The following is a 22313-nucleotide window of genomic DNA, read 5'->3' as shown; positions in this document are numbered from 1 at the left end:
AGGAGCTGTAGCTCCCCCTTCTCGGCTCCTAATATTTCCGATGGAATCGGAAGTAATCATTCCAATTGCCTAAGATGTAAATCGTGACTGATGTCGATCTTTGAACTCCATTTGAATACGTCACTGTGAACGTGAAATTGTACGCTCCATCTGCGAGATCTTCCAGGATCGTTGTCGTTGTATCCTGCCCAATATATCCTTTCCATGTTGATGCGCTTTGTTTGGTCAAGGATGCCGTTCCGATACTGGCGGCAACTACAGATATACTAGAAGTCGTTGTCGCACTTCCTCCAGCGCTTGATGTTACAGTCGGTAAACCGACTAAATCAAATTGCTCTCCTCCCCAGAACGTATTTGCAGGCCTTTGTGCAGTTGGATTTGCAATATTCCACTTTAGACGGTTTTGTTCCCATTGAGGGGTATGATTTACTTGTCCCGCAATCCCCAATGGTTGAACAATTACATCTTCTGAAGCGTCCGTCAGATTAACTAGTCCTTTTACATCTGTCGCCCTTAGCGTAACCTTAAAAGTACCAACTCGATTTTCAGTGACAGATCGAGGCAAACTGATGTCTGTTGTCGTAAATGATGTACTATAAGCAGCTCCAGGTTTACTTGGATTCGGTACGTATACGACTTTCCATTCAAAAGTCATCGCATCGGAGTCTGGATCAACGCTCGTATTTGTACATCTTATTACGTCTCCTTCGTACCCCGGATTAGGAGTACATGAAAATGATGAGACTGGCGGCCGGTTCGTTTCTATGTAAAAGAACTTCGGGTCGCTATAGTTGCTCCATTCATACCCATCAAAGACTCGGACGATGACATACATATTTACCTTTTCCGGCAAATCTATGCCCGGGGTCCAGATGTATGCCCCGCTGCTCTTAATCCCCGAATCATGTACCAGTACACCACCATATCTATAAACCTTCATTTGGTACTGAGTTTGGAGATCTGCATCTGCATCGAAGTATGTCCATGTAAAATCCGGCCGGAGAGTCGTTAATTTGGTCGGATTATTCTGATCCGTGCTAGACGGCATCGTTATGTTTGCACTTGGCAGCTGGTTAAAAATGTTGACCTTCAAACTAAATTGCGCTTCTGCACCTTCTGAATCTTCTACAATCTGACGAATGTTAAACGTACCCAAGCTACTGAAGGCTTTCGTCCAGGTTGTCCGCGAATTGCTTGCAAAGGTTTCGGAACTACCAGTTGTATCATTCTTCACGTAGTACTCATGCGCTAGCTTCGTCCGATCCCCGTCCTCAAGATCACTTGCAAACGAATCGAAGGTAACAGTAACACCACGGAATGTATTGATATGGCTGCTAGTAAAGCCAGGATCAGGAGGCGAGTTCGGTGGAGCTAATGTTGTAATTGGCAGCATGACCACAGTCCAGTCACTCCATGCGTCATACTCATCTTTGACGGCAAGCCCAACTTCGTACGTACCGATCTCTTGCGGCGATACGAGCTTCTTATCCGAATACACTCCGCTTGGTGAGATATAGTAAAATTTTTTCTCAAGTACGCCCTTAGTAGTTTTGTAGTCGATCCCTGTTGCCTCGGTGGAGTAATCGGTACTGCTGAAATACCTATCTGGATCGTTGCTCTTGTCCGTCCAGGTGATTGTGCCATTTGTCGCAGCTGAAAGTGTAAAACTAGCAACTGGCCTGCGGTGAACCGTGATCGTTTTCGTAAATTCATTGGACGATTTACGGTACGAGTCGAAAGTCATATCTGGATAAAGGTAACTCGGATTTGGATCATCCTTCGCCTTAAGCTTTACTAGATAGTTCCCGACCTTATCAAATTTTAATTGAGCATTATTAAACGTCTTATTGTTCAGAGCCGATAAACCTTGGTTATGAATGAATCGTACCGTATGCTGCACTGTCCAATCGTACAAACCACCTGCAGCTGGGTCATTCTCGGGATCGGTATACAGAATATTATTGTACTGCACTTCTGCAGACGCAGATCCCGATTCCCAAATCGCATATTGATCCGACCATACATTATTTGTCACAAGCGGCTTATAAGCAAGTGTTCCAAATGTCATGTAGGACTTGTTCGAAAAATATCCGTATCGACCACTGGAATAAGTAGCGTCATCGGCTTCAAACAGTGGTGTGTTGTCTAAATATACCGCTATATGCTCGCCACTCGCCTGCAGTTTAACGGAGTACGTCTTCTGGCTTAGCAAGGAATAATTCTGTGTTTTAATCACTGTACGAACGCCATTCTTGTACATAACAAGATCAATTTTATTCGCGTCCGTTTCTAGCGCATAACCATTTTGCCTGTCCTGCATACGGAATGAGAATCCGAACCATTCTTTGTCATAATCAACATCATCTATCTTGAAACTGAACTTATATTCAGTGTCAGATTGAGAGGTTGGTGAGTAAAACTGACCGTTTGTGAATGAACGGATTACAGCTGGATTTGTCGTTGGTGTACCAACGGAGATCGTCATTCGCATTGTAGATGCATACGAATAACCTCCATTGTTGGGATATGCTTGTGAAAGCGATAAATATACTCCATCTCCTACGTACTGCCCATATTCTGCATCAGAGTAGTTACATCCCTTTTGCACGTTCCCAACCGGATTTCCAGCTGCATCATACACCGTATTCGTGCCAAACCTGGTGTACATCAATGGATAGTCGTCACATGTCGATCCGTCACCGAGTGAATTGCTTGTTCGGTAGCCGTCAATCGTGAACGACTGCCTGCTTTTCGGGATGATATTTCCTCCAAAATCAGTTGAAAACTGCGTCATCGATCCAGAGTAACCAGAATCGCCATAATGATAAAGCATTACTTCATCGCCTGCCTGTGCATCAACCATTTTCTTAAGACTTCCAGTCCCTGAGTTCAGCACATAAACGGCTTCATACGTATCCGGCCAGACATTACCTTCTGCTACGTGATCGTAGTAGACTTTAGCGTATAATTCCTTTTTCGTCGGGTTGAAAAAGAAACCACCTTTAATTTCAGGATAATAGTACGCTGATGAGAACGACTTCGCGTTCGTAATTCCTAGATTGCTTCCAGACAAAGTATCTCCGATATACTTCCTCCAAGCGAGCGAATAGTCTGCATTATATTTCGCAACGTTTAGTTCGTAGATACTCCCGCTATAAGTTAGAGCTTCATACCGATAGATAGCACCCGTTGCATCTCTCATTTCCTCAAGATAACCATAACCCCATTGCTTCTTCTCTGCTTCTGTCGCACTCGCAAACTTATCTTTGTTATACTGCGAATTTGGAGCCGGCATGATAAAAGTTGATGGTATCTTCGTCAGCTTAAAGTCCGGTGATAAGTAGTACATATTTTGGTAGGATTGACCGACTTTAAGTGCTGCAGCATAACCAACATACGAATCAGTACTACCCGCTACAAGTAAATTGCGGCCCTCTGAGCTGATAAATTGCATAGAAGTTACGTTTGTCCCGTTATCTGTCAAGGCTTGTATAAAGTCAGGAAAATCAAAAGAACTATAGAGCTCCTGCCCCGTAGCAGCATCATAGACCCCAATATCGTAAAAATCACGTGTTTTACTGGCGACATATCCGCTCCAATACCGACGGACATATAAATATCCATCAGACATTTCGTATTCTCTTAATTGCTGCAGACTAAGCGTAACATTATTATAGGTTGACCCATTATACTCAACATTCGCTTGTCTTGATTTATCAGCTTTTAAGATAAATTTATATGGATGCTGCCCACTCTCATACTTTTGGGAAACGGACCCGTACTGATCGATTACATCTTTGATATTTGATAATTTAGATGGGTCTAGCGCGTAAATACGATCGTTGTAGGTGTAAGTTCCTTTTTGCTTATCGTAATCATAATAATAAGTCGTATCGTGCTTATCAAAGTAAATGAGCTTCTTAGATGATCTTATTATCGGATACGGAAGCCCAGCGTTAAGATTAGGCCAATCCAACCTCTTACCGTACTCATCGTGAATATTTGCTACCACGGAAGACTGTAATGCGGCTCTCCATGGTGAAAGCTCATTCGATCCGTATCCGTTATTTTGTAACGGATAGGAATCCCATCGCTGCATTGTGGTGTTAAAACGAGTGACATTGTAATCATATGTATCTACAATTTGCTTTCCGAAATTGCGTCCCTCTCCACTTACGAGATCGGCTCCTTCGGCGCTCCACAAGTTTTTCTTATTATTCACGAGTGTGTTTGTGCCTGGTACATATACGGGCCAATTCAGCATATCAACAGGTTTTATTCGTGTGTACGGATCAAGATCTGGCTGCGGGTTATTCCCTTCCATCTCAAATGACACTTCCGGCGCGTTATTAACGACATCAAGCGTCAATGTGGCTTGAGCATCTGATAAGGTGTCATCCCATGCGCCATATTCCTCCGTGACCTTAAGGTAGAATAAGTATTTACCCACTTTGGTTGGCGTGATCTGCATCTTTGCCATTGTCCCAGTAGCGGCAATCCAAGCTTCGTCAGCAAATCCGTTATTGTTCGCATCATACTTGTACTTATATTCTGCGACTGTAATAGTATCGCCATCTTGGCTAGTGGATTTGTTTACAATATCCAGGTGCGTTCCGCGAATCGATAGTGCCGGCACGATTAGCTTTGCGATCGGCGGCAGATCCGGCTTTACAATGATTGTACAGGTAGCAGGAGCTAGAGATTTCAGTCCCGCGCTATCGTAGACATGCAATGATACCGTAACCGTGATATCAGAAGTCGTAGGATTCGTGTAGACATTCTGTTTATTGGACCACTCGTCTTTCGTATGGTCAATTGTACGGCCCATTGGGCTGTAGCTGCCCGTGCTATTTATCGCACCAGCTGCCAGCGGATGATTGGCAATGACCGACGGTGGGCATTCAATAACTGGTACTGGATTCTTCGAAACAACTTCAATATAGGTACACGCAGTTACCGTTGCTCCGTGTTCATCACTCATTTTGGCACACACATTGTGGTAGCCAATCGTATCCATCGTTAGACCATGCTGTCCGTCAACATAATCAGTACTCTTTGATGGAATCGATTTTACAAAGGTGTTTCCTGCATCAAAGTCAAACCCCTCAAAATACAAAGTATCTCCATCGATATCATTCGGGGTTGGCACTGATGGATCATCGATATAAATCAGATCCAAGGTTGTCCCTTCAACAACTTTATGTAACGGTACCTTTCTGTTATAAGGATCAACAAAACCGATTATAAATTCTGGCGGATGATTCTCACCAGGAGGGGCAATGATGGCTTGCTCATAGAAAAAGGTTATATACACTTCCGGCAGCGCCGTGGTCAAATTCACGCTTGCGGTCGATCCCGTCGTAACAGTACTAGAAAAGGAGACATAAGATACGTTTTTCCCCTTGACCGTTCCATACGAACTGTCAGCTGCAATCGACCTAGAGTGCGGCAAGGTTGTCACCGGAATTAGCTCTTCACTGCCCTGCTGGCTATAGGTACCGGTAGGACCTGTTCGCACCATATGACGTACGTGAATTTTACCGGCACTGACTACATCGTAGAAGTAAGTTAAATTTACGGTTTCAAAATCACCTAAGTATGGGTTAATGGAATAATCTCCTGCTGTATATGGCGGCAAGAGATCTGGGGCACCTGATTCGATTTTTTTCTTATATCCAGCGTAATTGAAACCAGTTTCAGTTGGATGAATCGGATTATAATTTTTATTCTTTTCGAGAATATCTGTATGATCATGAAAAACGGAATCCAAACTCTGCCCATCGGTTGAGTAGTGCTTTACAATTGCCTCTCCTCCCCCTTCGGGCTTCTTCTCATAATAAAGATTGAGATAATAGGCATCATAAGTTGCATCATATGTCACTGTAGGCGGATTACCTGGTGTGATTACGCCTCCAGATGGTGAAGAGACAGTGCTCTTTTTATAACCTTTATATTCGTATTCTGCATTGGTTGCAGGAACTAGAGTATATGGGCTACCACCTAAATTAGTAGACTGGTCCACAAACAAACTGTCAATATTGGTTCCATCAGTGGTTTTGTGGTGGACTTCCATATATCCATTCAATTCAAATGTAAACAGTACAGGAAAGAAATAGCGATAACCCTTTACATTAGGAGAACAACCGCTACATGCTCCATCCTGCAAACGAATATCATATGGATCGCTTGTAGTTAGATCTCCAGATATTGAAACTGAAAAGGATACTGAACTTGTTCCATACCCAGACACGGTTGATTTACTCGGACTAGATGGATTATTTCCTACATAATCCTTATAGTTTAACCACGACTCTCCTGCCCTTGATTCCGAAAAGACGGTCTGTTGCATTCCGGAGTTTTGGTCAAACCTTGAAACTGTTACATTTTTCACGGTTCTACCAGCGAACGTGAAGGTGTATGGATTGGTGATAGTAACGTCTAACTGGCCCTTAGAGTACGGGTCCCAATTGCCACCAGTCGAATCTGACCAAATATCTACATACACGAACCCAACTGCAAATCGTTTGTTGGAATTAAGATATTCTCCGTTAGCGTCCTTTTCCCTTACTGGAGTAACACTAGGGTTTGCACTAGAAGCAGAAGCTCTTTGAATGGATATTAAAGGGAACATGGAAAATACTAGTGAAACAATTACAACATAGGATATAATTTTTTGAAGTATCTTTTTTCTTTTCAATGAAATTACCCCCACGGATTATCTATCAAAATCACACTACCCGTACCGTCTTTAAGCCGATTAGAAGTGCGAATTCCAATATATTCAACCTTGTTTTCTTCAAAGCTTTTGGAATTGCCTAGCACTGATACATCATTAAAATTAATATGAATCCCTTTCGAAACATGATCTCTTAAATAATTTAATGCAACTCCCTTTTTAGGAGCAGTATTTTTCTTCAAGTAAAAGAGATCTGAACTCCTCTCAAAATTTGTTTTTATTATTGTCCGAAGATATACATTTTCAGTAGAATCATATGCAAGATCAAGTTTAAAGTAAGTAACCACGCCTATTTTAAATGGAAAGTCTGCATTTCTAACAATCGATGCTTTGGTGTAGTCTCCTAACCCATCATCTAAAAGGTATTCCCCACCTTTGAAATATGCTAAATATGGCTTTATATTAACTGGGGAAATAATATCATTTAGCTCTGGGACTTCCTTACTTCCAATCCAAACAAATCTCAATTCAGAATCCCACTCAATCGCCACACCAAGTCCTTCACTGATCACTCGAATCGGTACAAGTGTGCGTCCTTTTTCAACAATAGCTGCCTGTGACAGTGATACGCTTTTCCCATTTATTACTGCCACATTCGATCCGATAGTTAGCTTGATAGTCTTACTACCTTTGGTAACAAGGATCGTATTTCCCTGTTGGGCCACGGTCGCTTGTAATTTCTCAGAAACATACCGAACAGGGATCAGCACAGTACCGTCCACCATTTTAGGCTTTACATCGAAAACAATTTTCCTAGCGTTGTATAGAACTTCGATACTTAAATCCGACTTAACTATGCTTGTAGCTGCTTGCGTTACAGAAGTAGAACCAAGTGGTACAGTCAGCGAAAGAGCCAATACGGTTGCTAGTAATTTCTTTTTCATAGAAAACAATCCCCTTCTATAATTGAATGGATGATGATATTTCTGAATACACGTTGCTCGGATACTCAAGTGACCCATCGTTCTCCCTTGGTTGCTGGCCAAGCACGATATTTAGTTATTTTATATCCTTAATTTAACTATAACATCGTTTCGTGGGTCCTTCATTTTTGGACCCACCTATTCTCGCCTTCGCGCAAAAAGCACCGACAGGCATGGTTGTCCCATACGCTGACGGTGCTTCCGCAGCTTCCTTCAATTTGAACTTTTTTTATTTTAGTATTTTGTTGAATGAAAATTCAATTGCTATTTTTCATCATTGAAGACATTGTTTATGTCCCATTCTTGATGGCCTTAAACCGATCGGCAGCAAATATAAGCTACCATTAATTTATATATCGACCATTCCGGAAAAATCTTGAATATGTAGAATTTCCGTTTTTCAGAACTACTGTTCCATCATATACTCCATCACGGAAACTTCTTTCATGTGGGCTATTTCGTCCGACATACTCGTCGGAAACATATAGCCGCTTATGGCCCCATTTATTTGAAAGAGACTGGCTCGTAAAAAGACTGCTAGTACCCTTTATATTCATGAGAACTTCCCACTATAAAACTCCGATCCGCTGAAATAGCAAACGGCCGCGGATGCCTCATAGAGATAATAGCAACAACAGCTGGACCATCAATTATATCAACATAGCCATAGGTCGCGTTATTGTATGTGCATGGGAATCCTGCAGGACTTCCAGGGCATCCGGTTTCAAGCTTATCAAATACCAACAATTTTACTTGATCGGTTGAGCGAAACATGTTTGGTGCGATCGGAAGATTGCTCGTATTTAACTTCAAATTCTTTTGAAGGGTTGCCATAAGTACGTTCTGTGTATTTGCAGAAAAAACAATCTTCCCGTTCTGTGCAAGTTCGTTCTTGTCGATTTGCAATGAAGCATCATGGGTCGCAAGATCGAGTGTGTTTTTCAGTCGATTATATGCTGTTGCAGTCGTATGATTATCCATTTGCCATATCCAAAGCATTGTACTTATTGCTGATGTGAATAGTAAAAATATTGCCCATTTCATGGTTACTTCGCCTCTTTACGGAATGTATTCCGACATTTCGGTAGCGCTAAATTTATAGTTGCCCGAAGGTGAATCCGAACCGAACCAATTCATTAATATAAACATCGATCCAATTGGGTATTGAACAGAAACATTTACGTCTGTGCCTCGGGCTACCCTACCTGATGTTGTTCCAGTTACTACGAGATTTGCGGTTTTAAAATTAAGTGACTGTAGCTCATTCTTCATGTTATTGATGAGTGTAGGCGACAAATATCCATCCCTGGCTGCGAGTTTAACATATTTGTGTGTCGTGTTTTCTAATACTACGCCCCTCATATGGACTACTTCATTCATGAATGGTTGGAACATGAAGAATACCATAAAAGGAAACACAAGCAGTAAGGTTATGGCTTGCTTCACAAGATTTCGGAGGAAAAGTATTTCACTTCTCCTCCTTCACCTCCTACTGGAAAATAGTTTGGTAATGCTGTTGTGCCCGGTTCTTTGTATCCTTTCCATCCTGCCAGACCGCAGGGAATGCAATTGCGACCAGGCAACTCAGGGCAAGTGCGATTAAAAGTATTTTTACAATGATTTCCTTCATACTCCAACGCCCTTTCTAATTGCGTTACCGTGGGACATTTTTCTCCGAAAGCTTTGTTGATAGATTGGTTTCCGATGTCTTTGCTGTCGGGAATAAACTCAAAAAGATAAAGGCTGTAAAAGCTGAGCATACAAGACCGATAACAAGTATCTTTACAATGATTTCCTTCATTGTAGGATCACCCCACCGATTAGTTTTGCGGTATCGTGGCGCGTGTTACTTGTGCGTCCTTACGTCCATCGACGGCATTGCTATCGCCCCAAAGTCCGGCTGCTACGAAAAATGTGAATGCGGATAAAGCAATGGCGATAAGTAGAACTTTTATAATTACTTCTTTCATGAGTAGAATCGTCCTTTCATCAGCTTATTGATTGGGGGCAATTCTGCTGCCCCCTAAATGTCATTAGCTTTGCGGAATAACGGATCGGGTCACTTCGTTATCTTTTCTGGTATCCGTAGTGCCACTATCAGCCCAAAGACCGGTTGCTATAAAGAATACAAATGCGGACAATGCGATTGCAATAAGTAGAACTTTAACGATTACTTCTTTCATGGATTTAGTCTCCTCACTCATAATGGTTCGATATATTCAGTTAACACAGGAAAGCGCCTTTGTTCAGAACATTAATTTTGGGGAATTGTAGCGCGTGTAACCTGAGTGTCTTTGCGACCATCTACCGCGCCGCTATCTCCCCAAAGCCCTAAAGCAACGAAAAAAGTGAATGCACTTAATGCGATTGCAATAAGTAGAACTTTAATAATTACTTCTTTCATGGGAATATCCCCCCTTCTATAAGATGTATATATTAATATTTTGAAACCAGCGCTAAGGAGGAGGCGCCAAGCTGTTCGTAACCCTTGTATGCGAACGATCGCGGATCGTCTTGCTGTCTCCCCAAAGTCCCGTTTCGCTTGCAGCGTAAACGACAATTGCCGAGAGAGCGACGGCGATCAGTAATACCTTCATGATGACGGGTTTCATCCTAAACCTCCCTTGATTAGTTCATGTTATATGTGGCGCCCATCATGTCCTTGTATTCCAGGTAATAGACATACATCCCACATATAATGACCATCATTACTCCCGAGAAGGTCAACACATAAGCGATAACGCCTCTGTCTTTCATGGCCCCTCGGTAAGCTTCCTGTCGTTTCTTTTTAAGTTCCTCGTACTTTTTTTCTAATAGATCAGCAACTTCATCCGGAGAAGATTGCTCCACTTGGTAAAGAATTTCTGCAAGGGATTCCGCTTCCGGTGTGCCTACTATTTTTGCGAAGCTCTGAAATGCCTTTTCCTTGTTGTACGGATCCAGCGGATATTCTTCAAGGAACCGATCAACGGCAGGTTTAACATAGTTCAAGAAACGACGCATATACAGAAACATGTGATAGACAGTTTGCTTTGTTGTATTCTTATCAGCGTACTCATTTGAGATGAGCTGCTGAAGAATGAAAATCTCAGAATTCTTTTTTCGCTGAAACTGTACCTTTACTGCTTTCAGCAGGTATTCGATCGGAAAGGATTCACGGAGCTGTAATGCAATGTACATAAGTACCAGAATGAAAAGTCCGAACACAGGATAACGTTGGTCCATATTCATCAGGAATCGGATATTGAGAATTGCCGCTAGAATTAGTAACGTAATATCTCGAAATAAACGGTACTTGGTTGGCGAAAAGCCTGCTGCGAGCAATCCCGCTTCTTCGAACTGCTGCAGCATATCTGGCCTTTTATAGAACTCGACAACTCCTTCTTTCTGAACGTCGAAGTAATGCCGCATTTGAGTCCAAATCGACAGCCTTCCGGGGGCAATGCTCAGTCGGGCAAGCTGAAGTACATATGAGACGAATATGAGAGGCAGGATATACAAACATAAAAGGATTATGGTATTTACATCCATGTCCTCACACCTCATTCCGTGGTTTTTGGATAATATAAGCAACTAAGGCGCAGATTAGCGTGAATAGTAGTGTAAACACGATCATTCTTATGCCCGGTGTCGTGTGAAAGTAATAGTGCCAGGATTTTCCTAGTGACGGGTATTGGTTGAGATAGATTACTGCTGGGAATAGAAATGCTGGCATGTATGCTAGTTGGATCGTTTCCCTGTTCTCGGATTTGATTTCCTCTGTTATCTTGGCCACTTCACTCATATCGGTAACGAGCCATCTAAGACCTTGCTCAATGTTGTCGCCCTGCTCTTCCGATTTGTGGATCAGTATTCCAAGTTGAATTGCCCAAGTTGTCTTTATTCGGAATATGAAAAGCTCGATCGAATCCTCAATTTCTGCATTGGCCGAGCCTTGCAGAGCAGGTAGCAGCCCAACAAAGGCATTTAAGATATCGCCATTCAGACCTTTTGTGGTTTCAAAGACCGCGTAATACAGGTTTCCTCGATATTCGGAGTATTTAAGAATCAACGTGTTTACAGCAGGAACAAGATCGTAACTATTCTTGACCCGAACCCGGTGCAATCTCATTCGCATAAAGCAATACGGTAGAGAACTGGCCATTATTGATATTAAGATCAACCATCTATCAACAAAGTCCGAGTACTGAAAGGTAGTCCTATTAAACAATCCCGTCCAAAAACCATATACAAGGTATGTCGCCACGAACGAACCTATCGTCATGAGGATGAATTGCTGTAGCCGCTCCTCATCGCTTTCTTCGCCAGTCTTGATCGAACGAGATAGTAGTACCAGGTGCCTCGCCCATTTTGCAGCAGGTTTATTAGTTTTGCTCTTTTCAAGAGATGCAGGAAGGCCTCTGAACCGAACCACCCTTAAAGCCTTTGTAACAGGAAAGACCAATTTGGCTAACAAATATGCCGTTACTAACGGGACTCCCGCGATCAAAACAGATCGTATGACAGGATCAAGAATCACCTTAATTTTTTCCATTATTGAATGTGGATTCATTGTTCACCTCACCGCTTAAACGGATTATTCATTGAAAGCTTTTCAAGAAGCTTTACCATTTGCACGGTTTCCGAAGGAGCGTATTTCTCCATAATTGATAGGATTCGTTCAGGTATGTAGCTGGAATATCTCCAAGTGCTGTCTTTACGATCCCATTCCACCAAGTCGTGCGTTTTGAACTCTTTCGTGTTCGGATTCCAGTCGAATACAGATAGTTTTACAAGACGTTTGCTCCGGTCCTTCAACTCTTCCATAACGATTGCAAAGTGAATGTTTCTGGATGCTCGTTCGTATTGAGCTTGATATGCTTTATTCGGATGCTCGTCCAAGATAACGTCTGCCAGCTGCGAAGGAATATTATCGGGATCGGGAGTGTGATAGGTGGTAAGCGCGCCCGGTAATCCCCGCTCACATGCTTTCAAGAATATTTCGGCTTCCAGGGAGCGCAGCTCCCCGACAATGATATACTCATAATCGCTTCGGAGAACCAAATCGAAAATCTTAGTTTTATTCTCCTCAGTCAAGATGAACTCCATGACTTTGTGCTTCGGATAATGCTCGGATATCTTCAATTCATCAAAGTCTTTTTGAATTATGAGCATCTTGTCGTAGCTCTTTCGTTCGGCAATCATTGCCGAGAGCAAAGTACTCTTCCCACTCTTAACAGGTCCACAGATCTTTGTTGTGCCACGGCCCTTTGAGATTGCCCTAAGAATGTCCACCATTTCATTAGGAAAGGTTCCGTATTCTGCAATATCCTCCAAACTCACTCGTTTGATCGTATAATGCCTGAAAATGATCGTCGGACGTCTAGTCCAAGGCGGAATTATGATCGTCACACGAGTACCGTCTGCCATGTCGATTTGGAGTGAAGGATTATGCTGGTTCAGAGAAGTAATTGGGTTTCGTAGGCTCAATTGCTTCGCAACCCTCAATACATCAGATTCAGAAGCATATGAGATGTCCTGCAACTCATCAAGTTGGCCAGGAATCTCGAAGAAAATGTTGGTCCCAATTATACTAGCCGCCTGTGAGTCTTGGTATCTTTCGTGTTTCCACCATGTCGAGATCGGTCCAAGACCATATGTTTCTTGATAGAATGCCTCCACAATGTCGGTGTAATAAGATGGGTAAGAACTTCCAAGTAGGTTATTTCTTCGCAAATACTCTTCAATTTCACGCTTGAACCAGTCAATTGCTGTCTTGGAACCGATGATGGCTTCATGTTGTTTGGTGAGCCATGAGGTCTTTTCGTGATCCTTACTTTTTTCGAACCGATCCGTAAAATGGTCAATAATTGAACGCTTAATCTTATTGAACAAGGAATCGGATTCAACGCGAGGGCTCGGATCAGCTTTTCGTTCTTCCTCTTCAAGAATTTGCTGTTCCTGTAGGTAGTCACGGATGCTAAACCTTTCTTCACTCCAGTCCCAACTTTTTACGACGACAGTAGCTTCTTCCATAACCCCGTTTTCTCCTTCGCTGTCTTTCTTCCTTGATTACCCATCAGTCGCCCAACTACAATTTCACCGAGAGCATCGAAAACATCATTTGCCTTCTTTTTCACGCCTTTATTCCGACTCTCGCAGAGCAATTTCTTCTCAATCTCACAAATCATCCCTTCAACGCCGAAGTCAGATATTGTTGCAATTACCGGCACCTCCATGCTGTTTTGGAGAGCCTTTGAATCAATTGGGAGATCCAAATTATTTCTGTTTACAACCAAAAGGAACTCATCTGATGTAATTCCTAATAGTCGGAGAATGTCGTTATTCATTTGACTCCACATTTTGGCCGATACCGGCTGCTGATTACCTACGAGTAATTTAACTTCGGATTTAATCAGGCCTTGCAGGGTTACGTTATTGCATGGCGAGAACCCGACATCGAGAATGACAATATCAAACTGTTCAGCAGCCGCTGTAATAACATGCTCGACTTCCTCAGTTCTAAAATAACCCCGTTTCGTGAAATCTTGGTTCCCCGCAAGGTAATGGAATTTTCTTGAGTCATCATAATGCATATAATTTATCAGTTCACTCGGCTTAATTCTTTGCCGGTTATCAACGATTGCTGCGTACATCTCGTCAAAGGTGTTTCCAACATAATTGTCAACAAAGGCAGTACCTGGATTAAATTGGTTTAGCCCGAGAACACAAACGGATTGTTCATTACTTTCTGCCAGTTTCTTCGCAAGGCTTAAAGCTACGGTTGTACCTCCAACTTGCGGATGTGTCCCTAAAACCGCGCATACGTTTCTGAGCCCTCTAGCCTTGCTTGATATCCCCAAAATCCGTTGGATGATTTGAGAGGTCGATTGCCTAGGATGGATCGGCTTTATTCCATGCTGCTTACAGAGGGCTATTTTGTTCTCGATGATTGATGTCTTTGGACTATTCGAAATCAGATAATATGTTTGAGTTGACTTAAAATCTTGTGCAAATGCGGTTAAGGTTAGTGGCTGTACTTCCCGATCTGAAATAATCAGAATATCATATTCCTCATTCCGAGATGCCTCTGAAGCTTTTGCGGTAATAAAATCGGATTCCGGATCAAAATGCTGATATTCCCTACGAAGATTTGTATCTTCGCCGATAAACAGTATCTTTTTCATTGAGTTGCCTCCTATTACTGATAACTGATGACGAACTTATAATTGTTCTGTACCAGCTTGTTTATCATTGCCCATTGTTCCGGATTAACGGCGACTTCCAGTCGAGCTCCCAAGTTGGAAGAGTTAATCCTCGGAGTCGAATCACTTAGTGCAGTCGAGTTCGGGGGAAGTGAGTCAGTGATTTCGTTTGCCGTGTTGTCTTTGAAGTAAGCAACTGTTATCCCTAGAAGTTTCTCTCTTGCAACAGCCAGTAATGGTGCGTTCGGATCTTCTTTGATTCCTGCATTTACGTTAGCGCTCCCTTGCACACTGTTATCTTGCTGGTTCGCGGTTGCCGTGAAATCAACCCTTGCACTTTTTGACATATCGACTATAGGCAACAGTGACACCTTATCCAAGCGACGGAGGGATTTCGGGAACGACATAACCCATTCTGTCGGAATTTCGATAATCATTTCCCCATCTTTCTTTACTACCGTATTAATCTTATCTGCTGTAAATTGCTCGTTTATCCCCATCGGAGCTTGTGCTTCCTTTCCGATGATTTCTTCAGGATTCACTAAAACACCGGTAACCAGATCGCTTAATCTAACTCGTTTAATCGTTAAGTCCTCCGATCGAATGACCGTATGAATCGGGATTTCACTAACTGTGACAACCACTTCTTTTGAATCAACCTTTTCCGAATAATTCTCTACGTAATAATTAACCCCCGCTATATGCCCTATGAAGACCACCGCGTAGATAATCAACGCAATAAGCAACCTCACCAATTGCGGTAATTTGAAAAACCAATTTCTCAAGTCATTCATCCTTCCGATTTGTTAATTAAGCACCTGTTTTACCCCGATTTCTACGTCAACATCCGAGTACGGGGCCCTGATATACCCATCGATACCGGCAATGATGCTTTGAAGGATTTCATCTTCAGACTTTCTCTCAGTGATCCATAGCACTTTGCAGCCGATTGATAACTTATCAGATCGAAACTGCTCAAATTTCAAACGGTCTAAGTGCTCATTCAAAGCGATGATGCACAAATCAGAATGCAGAGGTCCGACATCATCAAAACCTTTAAACTCGACGACTTCGATTGTTAACCCCATTGTGTTGTTCAGCAGCATAGGAGTTATTCCCGTGTTTCCGATCAACACTGCGTTGATGGGTTTAATTTCTTCCACTTCCACGGACATGTTGATGTTTGAAAGAATTACTCTGTTACGGCCTTGCTCTTTTGCTGTATACACTCCATCATCAGCGGATTTGATCCATTCCGTGATGGTCATACCGGTTTTCCACTCGCAAACTCCGCAAGAGAATGTAATGAAGTATTCCTTTCCTTCATGCTTGGAAATTGCTGTCTTTCTTACATACTCCAAGATTGAATGCATCCTTTCGGAAGCTTGTTTACCATTCGCATTAGGAAGAAGTACGACAAACTCCTCTCCTCCATAACGTGCTACAATATCCGAGGAACGTATCTGCTCCTGTAATGCAGCACTCATACCTTGAAGGACTAAATCCCCTATGTGATGTCCGTAGTTATCATTGATCGATTTAAATTTATCTGCATCGATAAACGCTAACGAAATTGGATATCCATTTCTTTGCGATCTTTGCAGTTCCAGCATGATCTGATGATCAAAGTAACGTCTGTTATACGCTTTGGTTAGCGGATCCCGAAATGCCAACTCTTCGAAGCTTCCAATGCGCTTGATCCAACCCTTGACTCTCGCCAGCAATTCCTTATGGTTTACTGGGTGAAGAAGGAAGTCATCGGCTCCTTTATTGAAACATTCGATCCGAAATACATCTTGGTTATTCCGAGACAGGATGATCAGAGGCAGCCATTTTGTTTCTTGCTGACCTTTCAAGCTAGCAATAAAATCAAGATGATCTTCGTTTGGACCGTCATATGATAAGAGTATTGCTTTTATACTCATTGTGCTTAAGCATTTAATTGCTTCTTCTAAAGAAGGTTTTATGATCGGCGTTAACCCGCCATCTGATAGGATTTCTGCTATCACGGCAGCGGTGGTCGGGTCTTCCTCTATGAGCAGTACAAGCAGTTCCATTCAAGTCCCCTCCCTCAACCGCCAAACAATTTGCTGATAATTCCACTACGCCGTTTTCTAAGATGACTGATCGGGTAATCTTTTGGAACAATCCGCTTGATCACTCCATATAAGGCATAAATTAATTCGTCACGAATGATCTCGTCATCGGCAAGTAATTTGCTGTTCCAGATCGAATCAATCACAGAACTATACGGTAACTCTGGAATCACTGATATCGGAGTAAGTGGTAACGAACGTAACCATTCGTTTCTGTTGGCTACCTTTACATCCCGGTTGGCGATTATGTTTGCCGGCTTACCTAGATTCCGAATTTCGAAAATTACGTCTGTGTTCTTCTTAGTTTCTTGCTTATAAAAGCGAACCGGAAGCAGTGGGTCAACTGTTATCAGTAACTCATCGGCGCTAAGACAAATGTCTCGAACAGATGGGTCGTTCCAATTGTGCGATACATCAAGAAGTACGATTGGTTCCTTAACGTGATAAAGCATCTTAAGGGTATCGTCGGCAGACCAATCATTTGCCTTTTTCAGCCCTTCCGGATGAATTGGATACCAGGTCGTATTCCCGTCTCTCCACTCCTCGTTGCGATTTACGATAACCCCATTTTGTTGAACTTGCTCCGATAAAAATTTATAATCCTTGGGACATTTTTGTTCGCCAAATAATAATGAATATAGGACCGGATCACCTGCAGGATGCTCCACAACTGCGTTGCTAATGCCTATGTGATGGAGTATTCGGGAGATCGCCATTGTCACGAAAGTCGAGCCGGATCCAGAATATGCGCTACCAATTGCAAAAAGCTTTGGCTGAACTTTTATTTCTCTTACTTTCTCTACGTACTGAACTACTTGCCTTTCAATAATCCGTTCCCGCTCAACGATTTTTTCCTTTTCAATTACAACCGGTTTAGTCGTTGTCTCTACGGCTACATTAATGCTTCTCGCACCTTCCACTGCTACAGTTCGATTTCGCCATTGAATGTCAGGATCAACTTCGCGCAAATGCTTAACATCGGAAAACGTTTTAGGTTGTTCCATTAATACAACGAATTCGTCGATGCTAACATTAGATGAAGTGTTTCGAGTGAAAATGTTATAAATGCCAAATGATACAAGGTCGGCTAGTAAAGGGTGTCCTTCGTTTTCGTCACTAAGGAAAATGAAACTAATGTCAGTTTGGCGTTCACGGATCGTCAAAATCGTATCCGAAAGGAGCTCTAAACGTTTACCAAGATTGTTTTTTCCAATTGAGCTGGAGATGATCAGTCCATAAATGTGTGTCCCTTGGGCGATTTTCTCCTCAATTGTTGAAAGCAAATGTTCGAGGACTACGACGATTTCAATCACCTTTAATCCTCTAAGCTCAAACTTTTTCTTCAATTGCTCGGCAAACTTGAGATCTTGGCTTGCTATGATGACGTTTTTTGCGGGCGCTCCGCTTTCTTCCACATTAACTCCCCCCTTCCACTACTGAGCTTCCTTACTATTCAAATTCCAGATTTTATATCCTAACGATCGCTCAATTGCAGATTTTAATTGCTCGTCTGGATATTCTAAGCCTGCTTCGATTCGACTTATCTGCATTTGGTATGTGAGCTGCTTCGGATTTGTCTCATTAATGGCCATTGCTAGTTTTTCCTGGCTCATCTTTTTCCGGACTCTGCAAAGTTTCATCACTTCACCTGGATGTAGATCCACTTTTGCTTATATCTCCTTTCTTCGAAAGCAAAAAAGCACGCCGAGTAACCCTTTCGGGTATCTCGGCGTGCTTCGCCTACAATATGTTTCTATTCGGTTTGTTTAATTAAACAAAGACATTTCTTATATTACTGCTGGAAACTATTGGTGTCAATGTTTAGGCGCCCTTTTAAACCAACTCATGAACCCGCCGCTGCCTTTTTCTTTGTTTTTATCAGCTACGTTATTCGCCGCAGCGATGAACGACCGTATTTCAAAGGCAATATCACTATTGTCTTCCTGAAGCTTTAACAGATTATTCTTCGCATCCTCTACTTCTGATTTCGCTGCAGTCGGATCAATCATTACATTGTATAAACGTTGGCACTCTTCTTTTATAAGTCGTTCTCTTTGCTGTTTTTCTTCTAGCTTTACCTTAACAATCATATCATCGGCCTTATCTCCATAATCACGAATAATATAAAGTAACTCCGATGGATATTCATGCTCCAACTTCCGGATTTGAATGGCCATCTCTTCCATTTCCGAAGTGCTTGAAGCCGTTTTAATCAAGTCGTAGATTGCTCCCGCTTTACTCCGACACTCATTTCTCATCTCTTGCGCTTTTTTATTTTCTGTCGTTTCAGAGTCTATTCTCTTTTTAATTTCCGTAACACTTTCGGAAACGCCTACAACATTTTCATATTTTTGCTGGATGTCATCAAGAACCTCGCGGTTCCGTTCACCTTGACCCTTGAGTTGGATGATTTCGTCACCCAGTTGTTCAAGCTTTTGTTTTGTTTCCTCTGAATCAGCTGGTAGCAGTAGTGATGGAGCCATTTCTTCAACTTGTTTCTCTATCAGCATCCGCAAATCAACATGAAGCTTACCATCGGTCCCTTGTGAAATAGCGCCTGCAGCTGTCAATTGCGTGAATAATGATTCCATGAGTTGTTGATATAAAACATCCTTTTGTGTCCTCGGCGCTGCCGGCGTATGAGGCTGAACGCTGATCGGTGGCCTTTGACTCACTGATGGACTGTAAGCCTTTGCCCCTGCTGTCTCATAAATTAGTGCTGGTTTCATTCCATACTTTCTTAATAGCAGTGCCATTTTGAGTTTTATAACAGCTTGATAGTCAATGATAATTGTCCGTCCAATGCTTCTTGTTTGTAAGTAGTTAGCTAGCTCTTTTACAAACGCTCGCATTATCCCTGGTGTTGATAGATAACGGGTGGTATCTGCTTCAACACAAAACCACTTTTCGAAATCCGTTGTAGTATACTCATGCCGCTCAACAAGGACAGAGAGGGTTTCATGGTCAAATAATTCATCTATTAGATTCATCCGCTGAACGGCATCAAACAGCGGATCATTACCAAACTCCGCTTCAAGCCGCTCTCTTGTTATTTGTTCAACCAGCACAAAATTTGCCCCCGATCTAAATCCGGTAACTTCTACTATCATTTTATAAGATTTCATAAGAATTTATCAATGTAAATTTTCAGATATTTTATTCTCTTTTAGTATATTTGACTTATATTTGTCCTCATTTATAATAATTTAAATTTATTTTCACTTTTCTTCTTTTGTTTAAACTTATTTTGATTTTTTTAAACAAATTTATTAAATTTTATGTTCATAAATTCGAATAAATTTTCATAAATTCCGTTGGAAAGGGGCGTCCGGCCCTAACCCATCCCGTTTCGAGTCATAAAATCATATAAATTTTCATAAAACCACTCAAAGAAGAGGGGACATACACTGATTTCAAAAAACTTAGGTGTAATAACTGCGAACATGCCAAATAGCCCGGTAGATGTGACCTCCGTGCCAAGAGAACATTTTGAAATGACTGGAACCTCAACAGAAATGAGATAGTATGGCGATATGTACCAACCCTGAACGCGCGCGTTTATTCGTAAGCCTTCAGACCAAAATCCTTTTCAGGAATACCGATTCTATTATCTGGACGAGCTCACCGTTACTCCCGGGTTTTATGATTCCTATGAGTGTCCCATAAAATCTTATAAATTTTTATATACAGCACTATGTTCTTATTAATTCTAGTGTTCTCTCATTTCAGCGACTTAACGCGGCGTTACGCTGCATAACGCCGCGTGATCACACTTGCCCTTGTTTACCCCTACCCCAGGAGTACTGCGATGGGGGAGGGCGGCCTTCCCGGACATTTCTAAACTCATAACAACTGGGATGATATAAGAAGACATTGCTACTCATATTGCTGGTTATAAACCACTTGATGTAAATGTATTACGAAATGACCAGACCATAGAATTCAGATTATTTTACGAATAATAAGATCAATAAAAAAGCGACAGATTTGGACTCATACTCGTCCATGGCTGTCGCTTTTCGTATCCTTTTTATAGGTCGAAATTGGAGTTCCTCTTAGTCTTTTCCTCTTGTTTAGGGCTAAACAGATCAAAGTCGTCATTTACAATGCCCTTAACGGCAACCGCTTCTTTTTTCTTCACTTCTTTGAATCCGGAAAGATCAATTACAGGGCGGTTGCTGCGCTGTTCTCGTTTGGTTTCTAACTCGCGTTCTTCCTGCTCGATCTCACTTAGCATCTTTGCAATCCTTAGTGGGAGCTGGGAGGATACGACGCCGGCATAGAGAATTGCCTTAGGCTTTTCATCAACGAGCTTATTTTTGCTTGTAATTGTTCCCCATTTTGCATTCTCGATCAGACCAGAGTGAGGCTTCTCCGCATTGGCGGCAAATTTACCGAATCTCTCTTCAAGTATCCGGAAATCTGAGTCAGTAATGATCTGATTCTTACTTTTAGGGTGCACTACTGCGATAAAACCATTAGTTGCATCCAGCTCATAGTCATAATCACTCGCAGTTGGAGCTTCTCGGAAGCTCTTTTCGATCAACTGACTCATGTTATTAACTTCAAGAGAATCCCCTTCTTGGATATAGCATTTTCCGAGTGAGAGGTATCCTGGTGTACTAAGAACATCGAGAAGCTCGTCCTCGTCAAATGTTTTCCCAGAGGGGAGGGAGGTTAAGAAGGCGACCTCTGTTAACAAGGCTGCTAACATCGAGTTCCCAAAATCCGTCCATTCCAGTTTAGTTTCGGTATCGCTGAATATACCTTCAGTCATCTGAAATAATTTTTCATTGTCAATAATCTGAACCGATCCGCAGCTCTCATTCTGGATCATTTCATGAATATGAGAAAGACCCCAGCTGGCGTTTTTCTTAATACCACGCTTTTCCCATGCACCTGGTACGGAAACGATTGCTCCGAATGATGGCTTACCGTTGAATGGTTCCCGGACACGCGAGAGGTTGTTAAGCAAAATAGGAACTGCTGCGTTCCCAGTACCGCCGCCCATACCTGCGATTACAAATACGAAATCTGCATCAACGACTTCTGGCGATTGCAAAACACTGATTACTTTATCGCGGTTATCTTTAATCGCAGCTTGTCCACGTTCAATGTCTTTAATAGCCCCGTTGTAGCCGTCAAGCTTAATGATATTTTGGACGACTTTCAGATCGGATAAGTCAGACTCAGAAGTGTTGATGGCAATAACATCATGCTTCAGTCTGGCCATTTCATCCCCTTGTCGACCACCGTATTGTCCGCATGAGATGAAACAAAACTTTAGTTTGCGGCTATTACCATCAGTTCTGCTAGTAAATCCTTCAAGAGAAATAAATCCAAGATTAAGATCCATAATTTCGCACGCCTCCTA

General features: G+C 42.2%; 18 protein-coding genes. All 18 read right to left on the bottom strand.

Translation table 11 applies throughout. The features are described from left to right. Positions 1–28: 28 nt before the first annotated feature. Positions 29–6697, bottom strand: coding sequence for a glycoside hydrolase family 78 protein (locus tag AC0YN4_RS27455; RefSeq protein ID WP_475783992.1), 6669 nt, complete (start codon positions 6695–6697; stop codon positions 29–31). A gap of 5 nt (positions 6698–6702) precedes the next feature. Then, the gene (locus tag AC0YN4_RS27450) at positions 6703–7620 is read right to left on the bottom strand and encodes a copper amine oxidase N-terminal domain-containing protein (protein WP_475783993.1); all 918 of its coding nucleotides are present in this window, start codon (positions 7618–7620) and stop codon (positions 6703–6705) included. 576 nt (positions 7621–8196) lie between these two features. Beyond that, positions 8197–8703 (bottom strand): hypothetical protein, encoded by a 507-nt coding sequence (locus AC0YN4_RS27445; protein WP_475783994.1) that lies wholly within the window; start codon positions 8701–8703, stop codon positions 8197–8199. Between the two features lie 398 nt (positions 8704–9101). Beyond that, entirely contained in the window at positions 9102–9419 is a 318-nt protein-coding gene (locus AC0YN4_RS27440; RefSeq protein ID WP_475837301.1) for a hypothetical protein, read from the bottom strand. Positions 9420–9479: 60 nt separating this feature from the next. After that, on the bottom strand, positions 9480–9629 hold the full coding sequence (locus tag AC0YN4_RS27435) for a hypothetical protein (RefSeq protein ID WP_475783995.1): 150 nt from the start codon (positions 9627–9629) through the stop codon (positions 9480–9482). Between the two features lie 63 nt (positions 9630–9692). Then, on the bottom strand, positions 9693–9842 hold the full coding sequence (locus tag AC0YN4_RS27430; protein ID WP_475783996.1) for a hypothetical protein: 150 nt from the start codon (positions 9840–9842) through the stop codon (positions 9693–9695). Positions 9843–9913: 71 nt separating this feature from the next. After that, a complete protein-coding gene (locus AC0YN4_RS27425) occupies positions 9914–10063 on the bottom strand; it encodes a hypothetical protein (protein WP_475783997.1) in 150 nt (49 codons plus the stop codon). Between the two features lie 52 nt (positions 10064–10115). Further along, a complete protein-coding gene (locus AC0YN4_RS27420; protein WP_475783998.1) occupies positions 10116–10271 on the bottom strand; it encodes a hypothetical protein in 156 nt (51 codons plus the stop codon). A 16-nt stretch (positions 10272–10287) separates the two neighbouring features. Continuing rightward, positions 10288–11010, bottom strand: a complete 723-nt coding sequence (locus AC0YN4_RS27415; RefSeq protein WP_475837300.1) for a hypothetical protein — start codon at positions 11008–11010, stop codon at positions 10288–10290. 184 nt (positions 11011–11194) lie between these two features. Further along, on the bottom strand, positions 11195–12193 hold the full coding sequence (locus tag AC0YN4_RS27410) for a hypothetical protein (protein ID WP_475837299.1): 999 nt from the start codon (positions 12191–12193) through the stop codon (positions 11195–11197). Between the two features lie 26 nt (positions 12194–12219). Further along, positions 12220–13674 carry an ATPase, T2SS/T4P/T4SS family gene (locus AC0YN4_RS27405; protein WP_475784001.1) on the bottom strand — a complete coding sequence of 485 codons (1455 nt, stop codon included), beginning with the start codon at positions 13672–13674 and terminating at the stop codon, positions 12220–12222. After that, positions 13650–14825, bottom strand: coding sequence for a CpaE/TadZ family protein (locus AC0YN4_RS27400; protein ID WP_475784002.1), 1176 nt, complete (start codon positions 14823–14825; stop codon positions 13650–13652). The genes AC0YN4_RS27405 and AC0YN4_RS27400 overlap by 25 nt, the downstream gene beginning before the upstream one ends. A 14-nt stretch (positions 14826–14839) precedes the next feature. Continuing rightward, entirely contained in the window at positions 14840–15637 is a 798-nt protein-coding gene (locus AC0YN4_RS27395) for an SAF domain-containing protein (RefSeq protein WP_475837298.1), read from the bottom strand. A gap of 12 nt (positions 15638–15649) precedes the next feature. Beyond that, a complete protein-coding gene (locus tag AC0YN4_RS27390; RefSeq protein ID WP_475784004.1) occupies positions 15650–16900 on the bottom strand; it encodes a GGDEF domain-containing response regulator in 1251 nt (416 codons plus the stop codon). Positions 16901–16914: 14 nt separating this feature from the next. After that, the gene (locus tag AC0YN4_RS27385) at positions 16915–18354 is read right to left on the bottom strand and encodes a hypothetical protein (RefSeq protein ID WP_475784005.1); all 1440 of its coding nucleotides are present in this window, start codon (positions 18352–18354) and stop codon (positions 16915–16917) included. A gap of 18 nt (positions 18355–18372) precedes the next feature. After that, entirely contained in the window at positions 18373–18603 is a 231-nt protein-coding gene (locus tag AC0YN4_RS27380; protein WP_475837297.1) for a helix-turn-helix domain-containing protein, read from the bottom strand. Positions 18604–18753: 150 nt separating this feature from the next. Beyond that, on the bottom strand, positions 18754–20064 hold the full coding sequence (locus AC0YN4_RS27375; RefSeq protein WP_475837296.1) for a hypothetical protein: 1311 nt from the start codon (positions 20062–20064) through the stop codon (positions 18754–18756). A 905-nt stretch (positions 20065–20969) separates the two neighbouring features. After that, positions 20970–22295: an FtsZ/tubulin family protein gene (locus AC0YN4_RS27370; protein WP_475784007.1), complete on the bottom strand. Its 1326-nt coding sequence runs from the start codon at positions 22293–22295 to the stop codon at positions 20970–20972. Positions 22296–22313: the final 18 nt, after the last annotated feature.

This window comes from Paenibacillus sp. J22R3 (genome assembly GCF_056269305.1).
The sequence above is the reverse complement of the archived record's forward strand: the minus strand, read 5'-3'. Positions and strand labels throughout refer to the sequence as shown.

Bases quoted from the DNA above. Each gene is read 5' to 3' on its own strand.
- AC0YN4_RS27370 (WP_475784007.1), bottom strand. From the start codon at position 22,295: ATGGATCTTAATCTTGGATTTATTTCTCTTGAAGGATTTACTAGCAGA.
- AC0YN4_RS27445 (WP_475783994.1), bottom strand. From the start codon at position 8,703: ATGAAATGGGCAATATTTTTACTATTCACATCAGCAATAAGTACAATG.
- AC0YN4_RS27410 (WP_475837299.1), bottom strand. From the start codon at position 12,193: ATGGAAAAAATTAAGGTGATTCTTGATCCTGTCATACGATCTGTTTTG.
- AC0YN4_RS27375 (WP_475837296.1), bottom strand. From the start codon at position 20,064: ATGAAATCTTATAAAATGATAGTAGAAGTTACCGGATTTAGATCGGGG.
- AC0YN4_RS27450 (WP_475783993.1), bottom strand. From the start codon at position 7,620: ATGAAAAAGAAATTACTAGCAACCGTATTGGCTCTTTCGCTGACTGTA.
- AC0YN4_RS27430 (WP_475783996.1), bottom strand. From the start codon at position 9,842: ATGAAAGAAGTAATCGTTAAAGTTCTACTTATTGCAATCGCATTGTCC.
- AC0YN4_RS27395 (WP_475837298.1), bottom strand. From the start codon at position 15,637: ATGAATGACTTGAGAAATTGGTTTTTCAAATTACCGCAATTGGTGAGG.
- AC0YN4_RS27420 (WP_475783998.1), bottom strand. From the start codon at position 10,271: ATGAAACCCGTCATCATGAAGGTATTACTGATCGCCGTCGCTCTCTCG.
- AC0YN4_RS27435 (WP_475783995.1), bottom strand. From the start codon at position 9,629: ATGAAAGAAGTAATTATAAAAGTTCTACTTATCGCCATTGCTTTATCC.
- AC0YN4_RS27415 (WP_475837300.1), bottom strand. From the start codon at position 11,010: ATGCTGCAGCAGTTCGAAGAAGCGGGATTGCTCGCAGCAGGCTTTTCG.
- AC0YN4_RS27440 (WP_475837301.1), bottom strand. From the start codon at position 9,419: ATGCTCAGCTTTTACAGCCTTTATCTTTTTGAGTTTATTCCCGACAGC.
- AC0YN4_RS27405 (WP_475784001.1), bottom strand. From the start codon at position 13,674: ATGGAAGAAGCTACTGTCGTCGTAAAAAGTTGGGACTGGAGTGAAGAA.
- AC0YN4_RS27400 (WP_475784002.1), bottom strand. From the start codon at position 14,825: ATGAAAAAGATACTGTTTATCGGCGAAGATACAAATCTTCGTAGGGAA.
- AC0YN4_RS27425 (WP_475783997.1), bottom strand. From the start codon at position 10,063: ATGAAAGAAGTAATTATTAAAGTTCTACTTATTGCAATCGCATTAAGT.
- AC0YN4_RS27390 (WP_475784004.1), bottom strand. From the start codon at position 16,900: ATGGAACTGCTTGTACTGCTCATAGAGGAAGACCCGACCACCGCTGCC.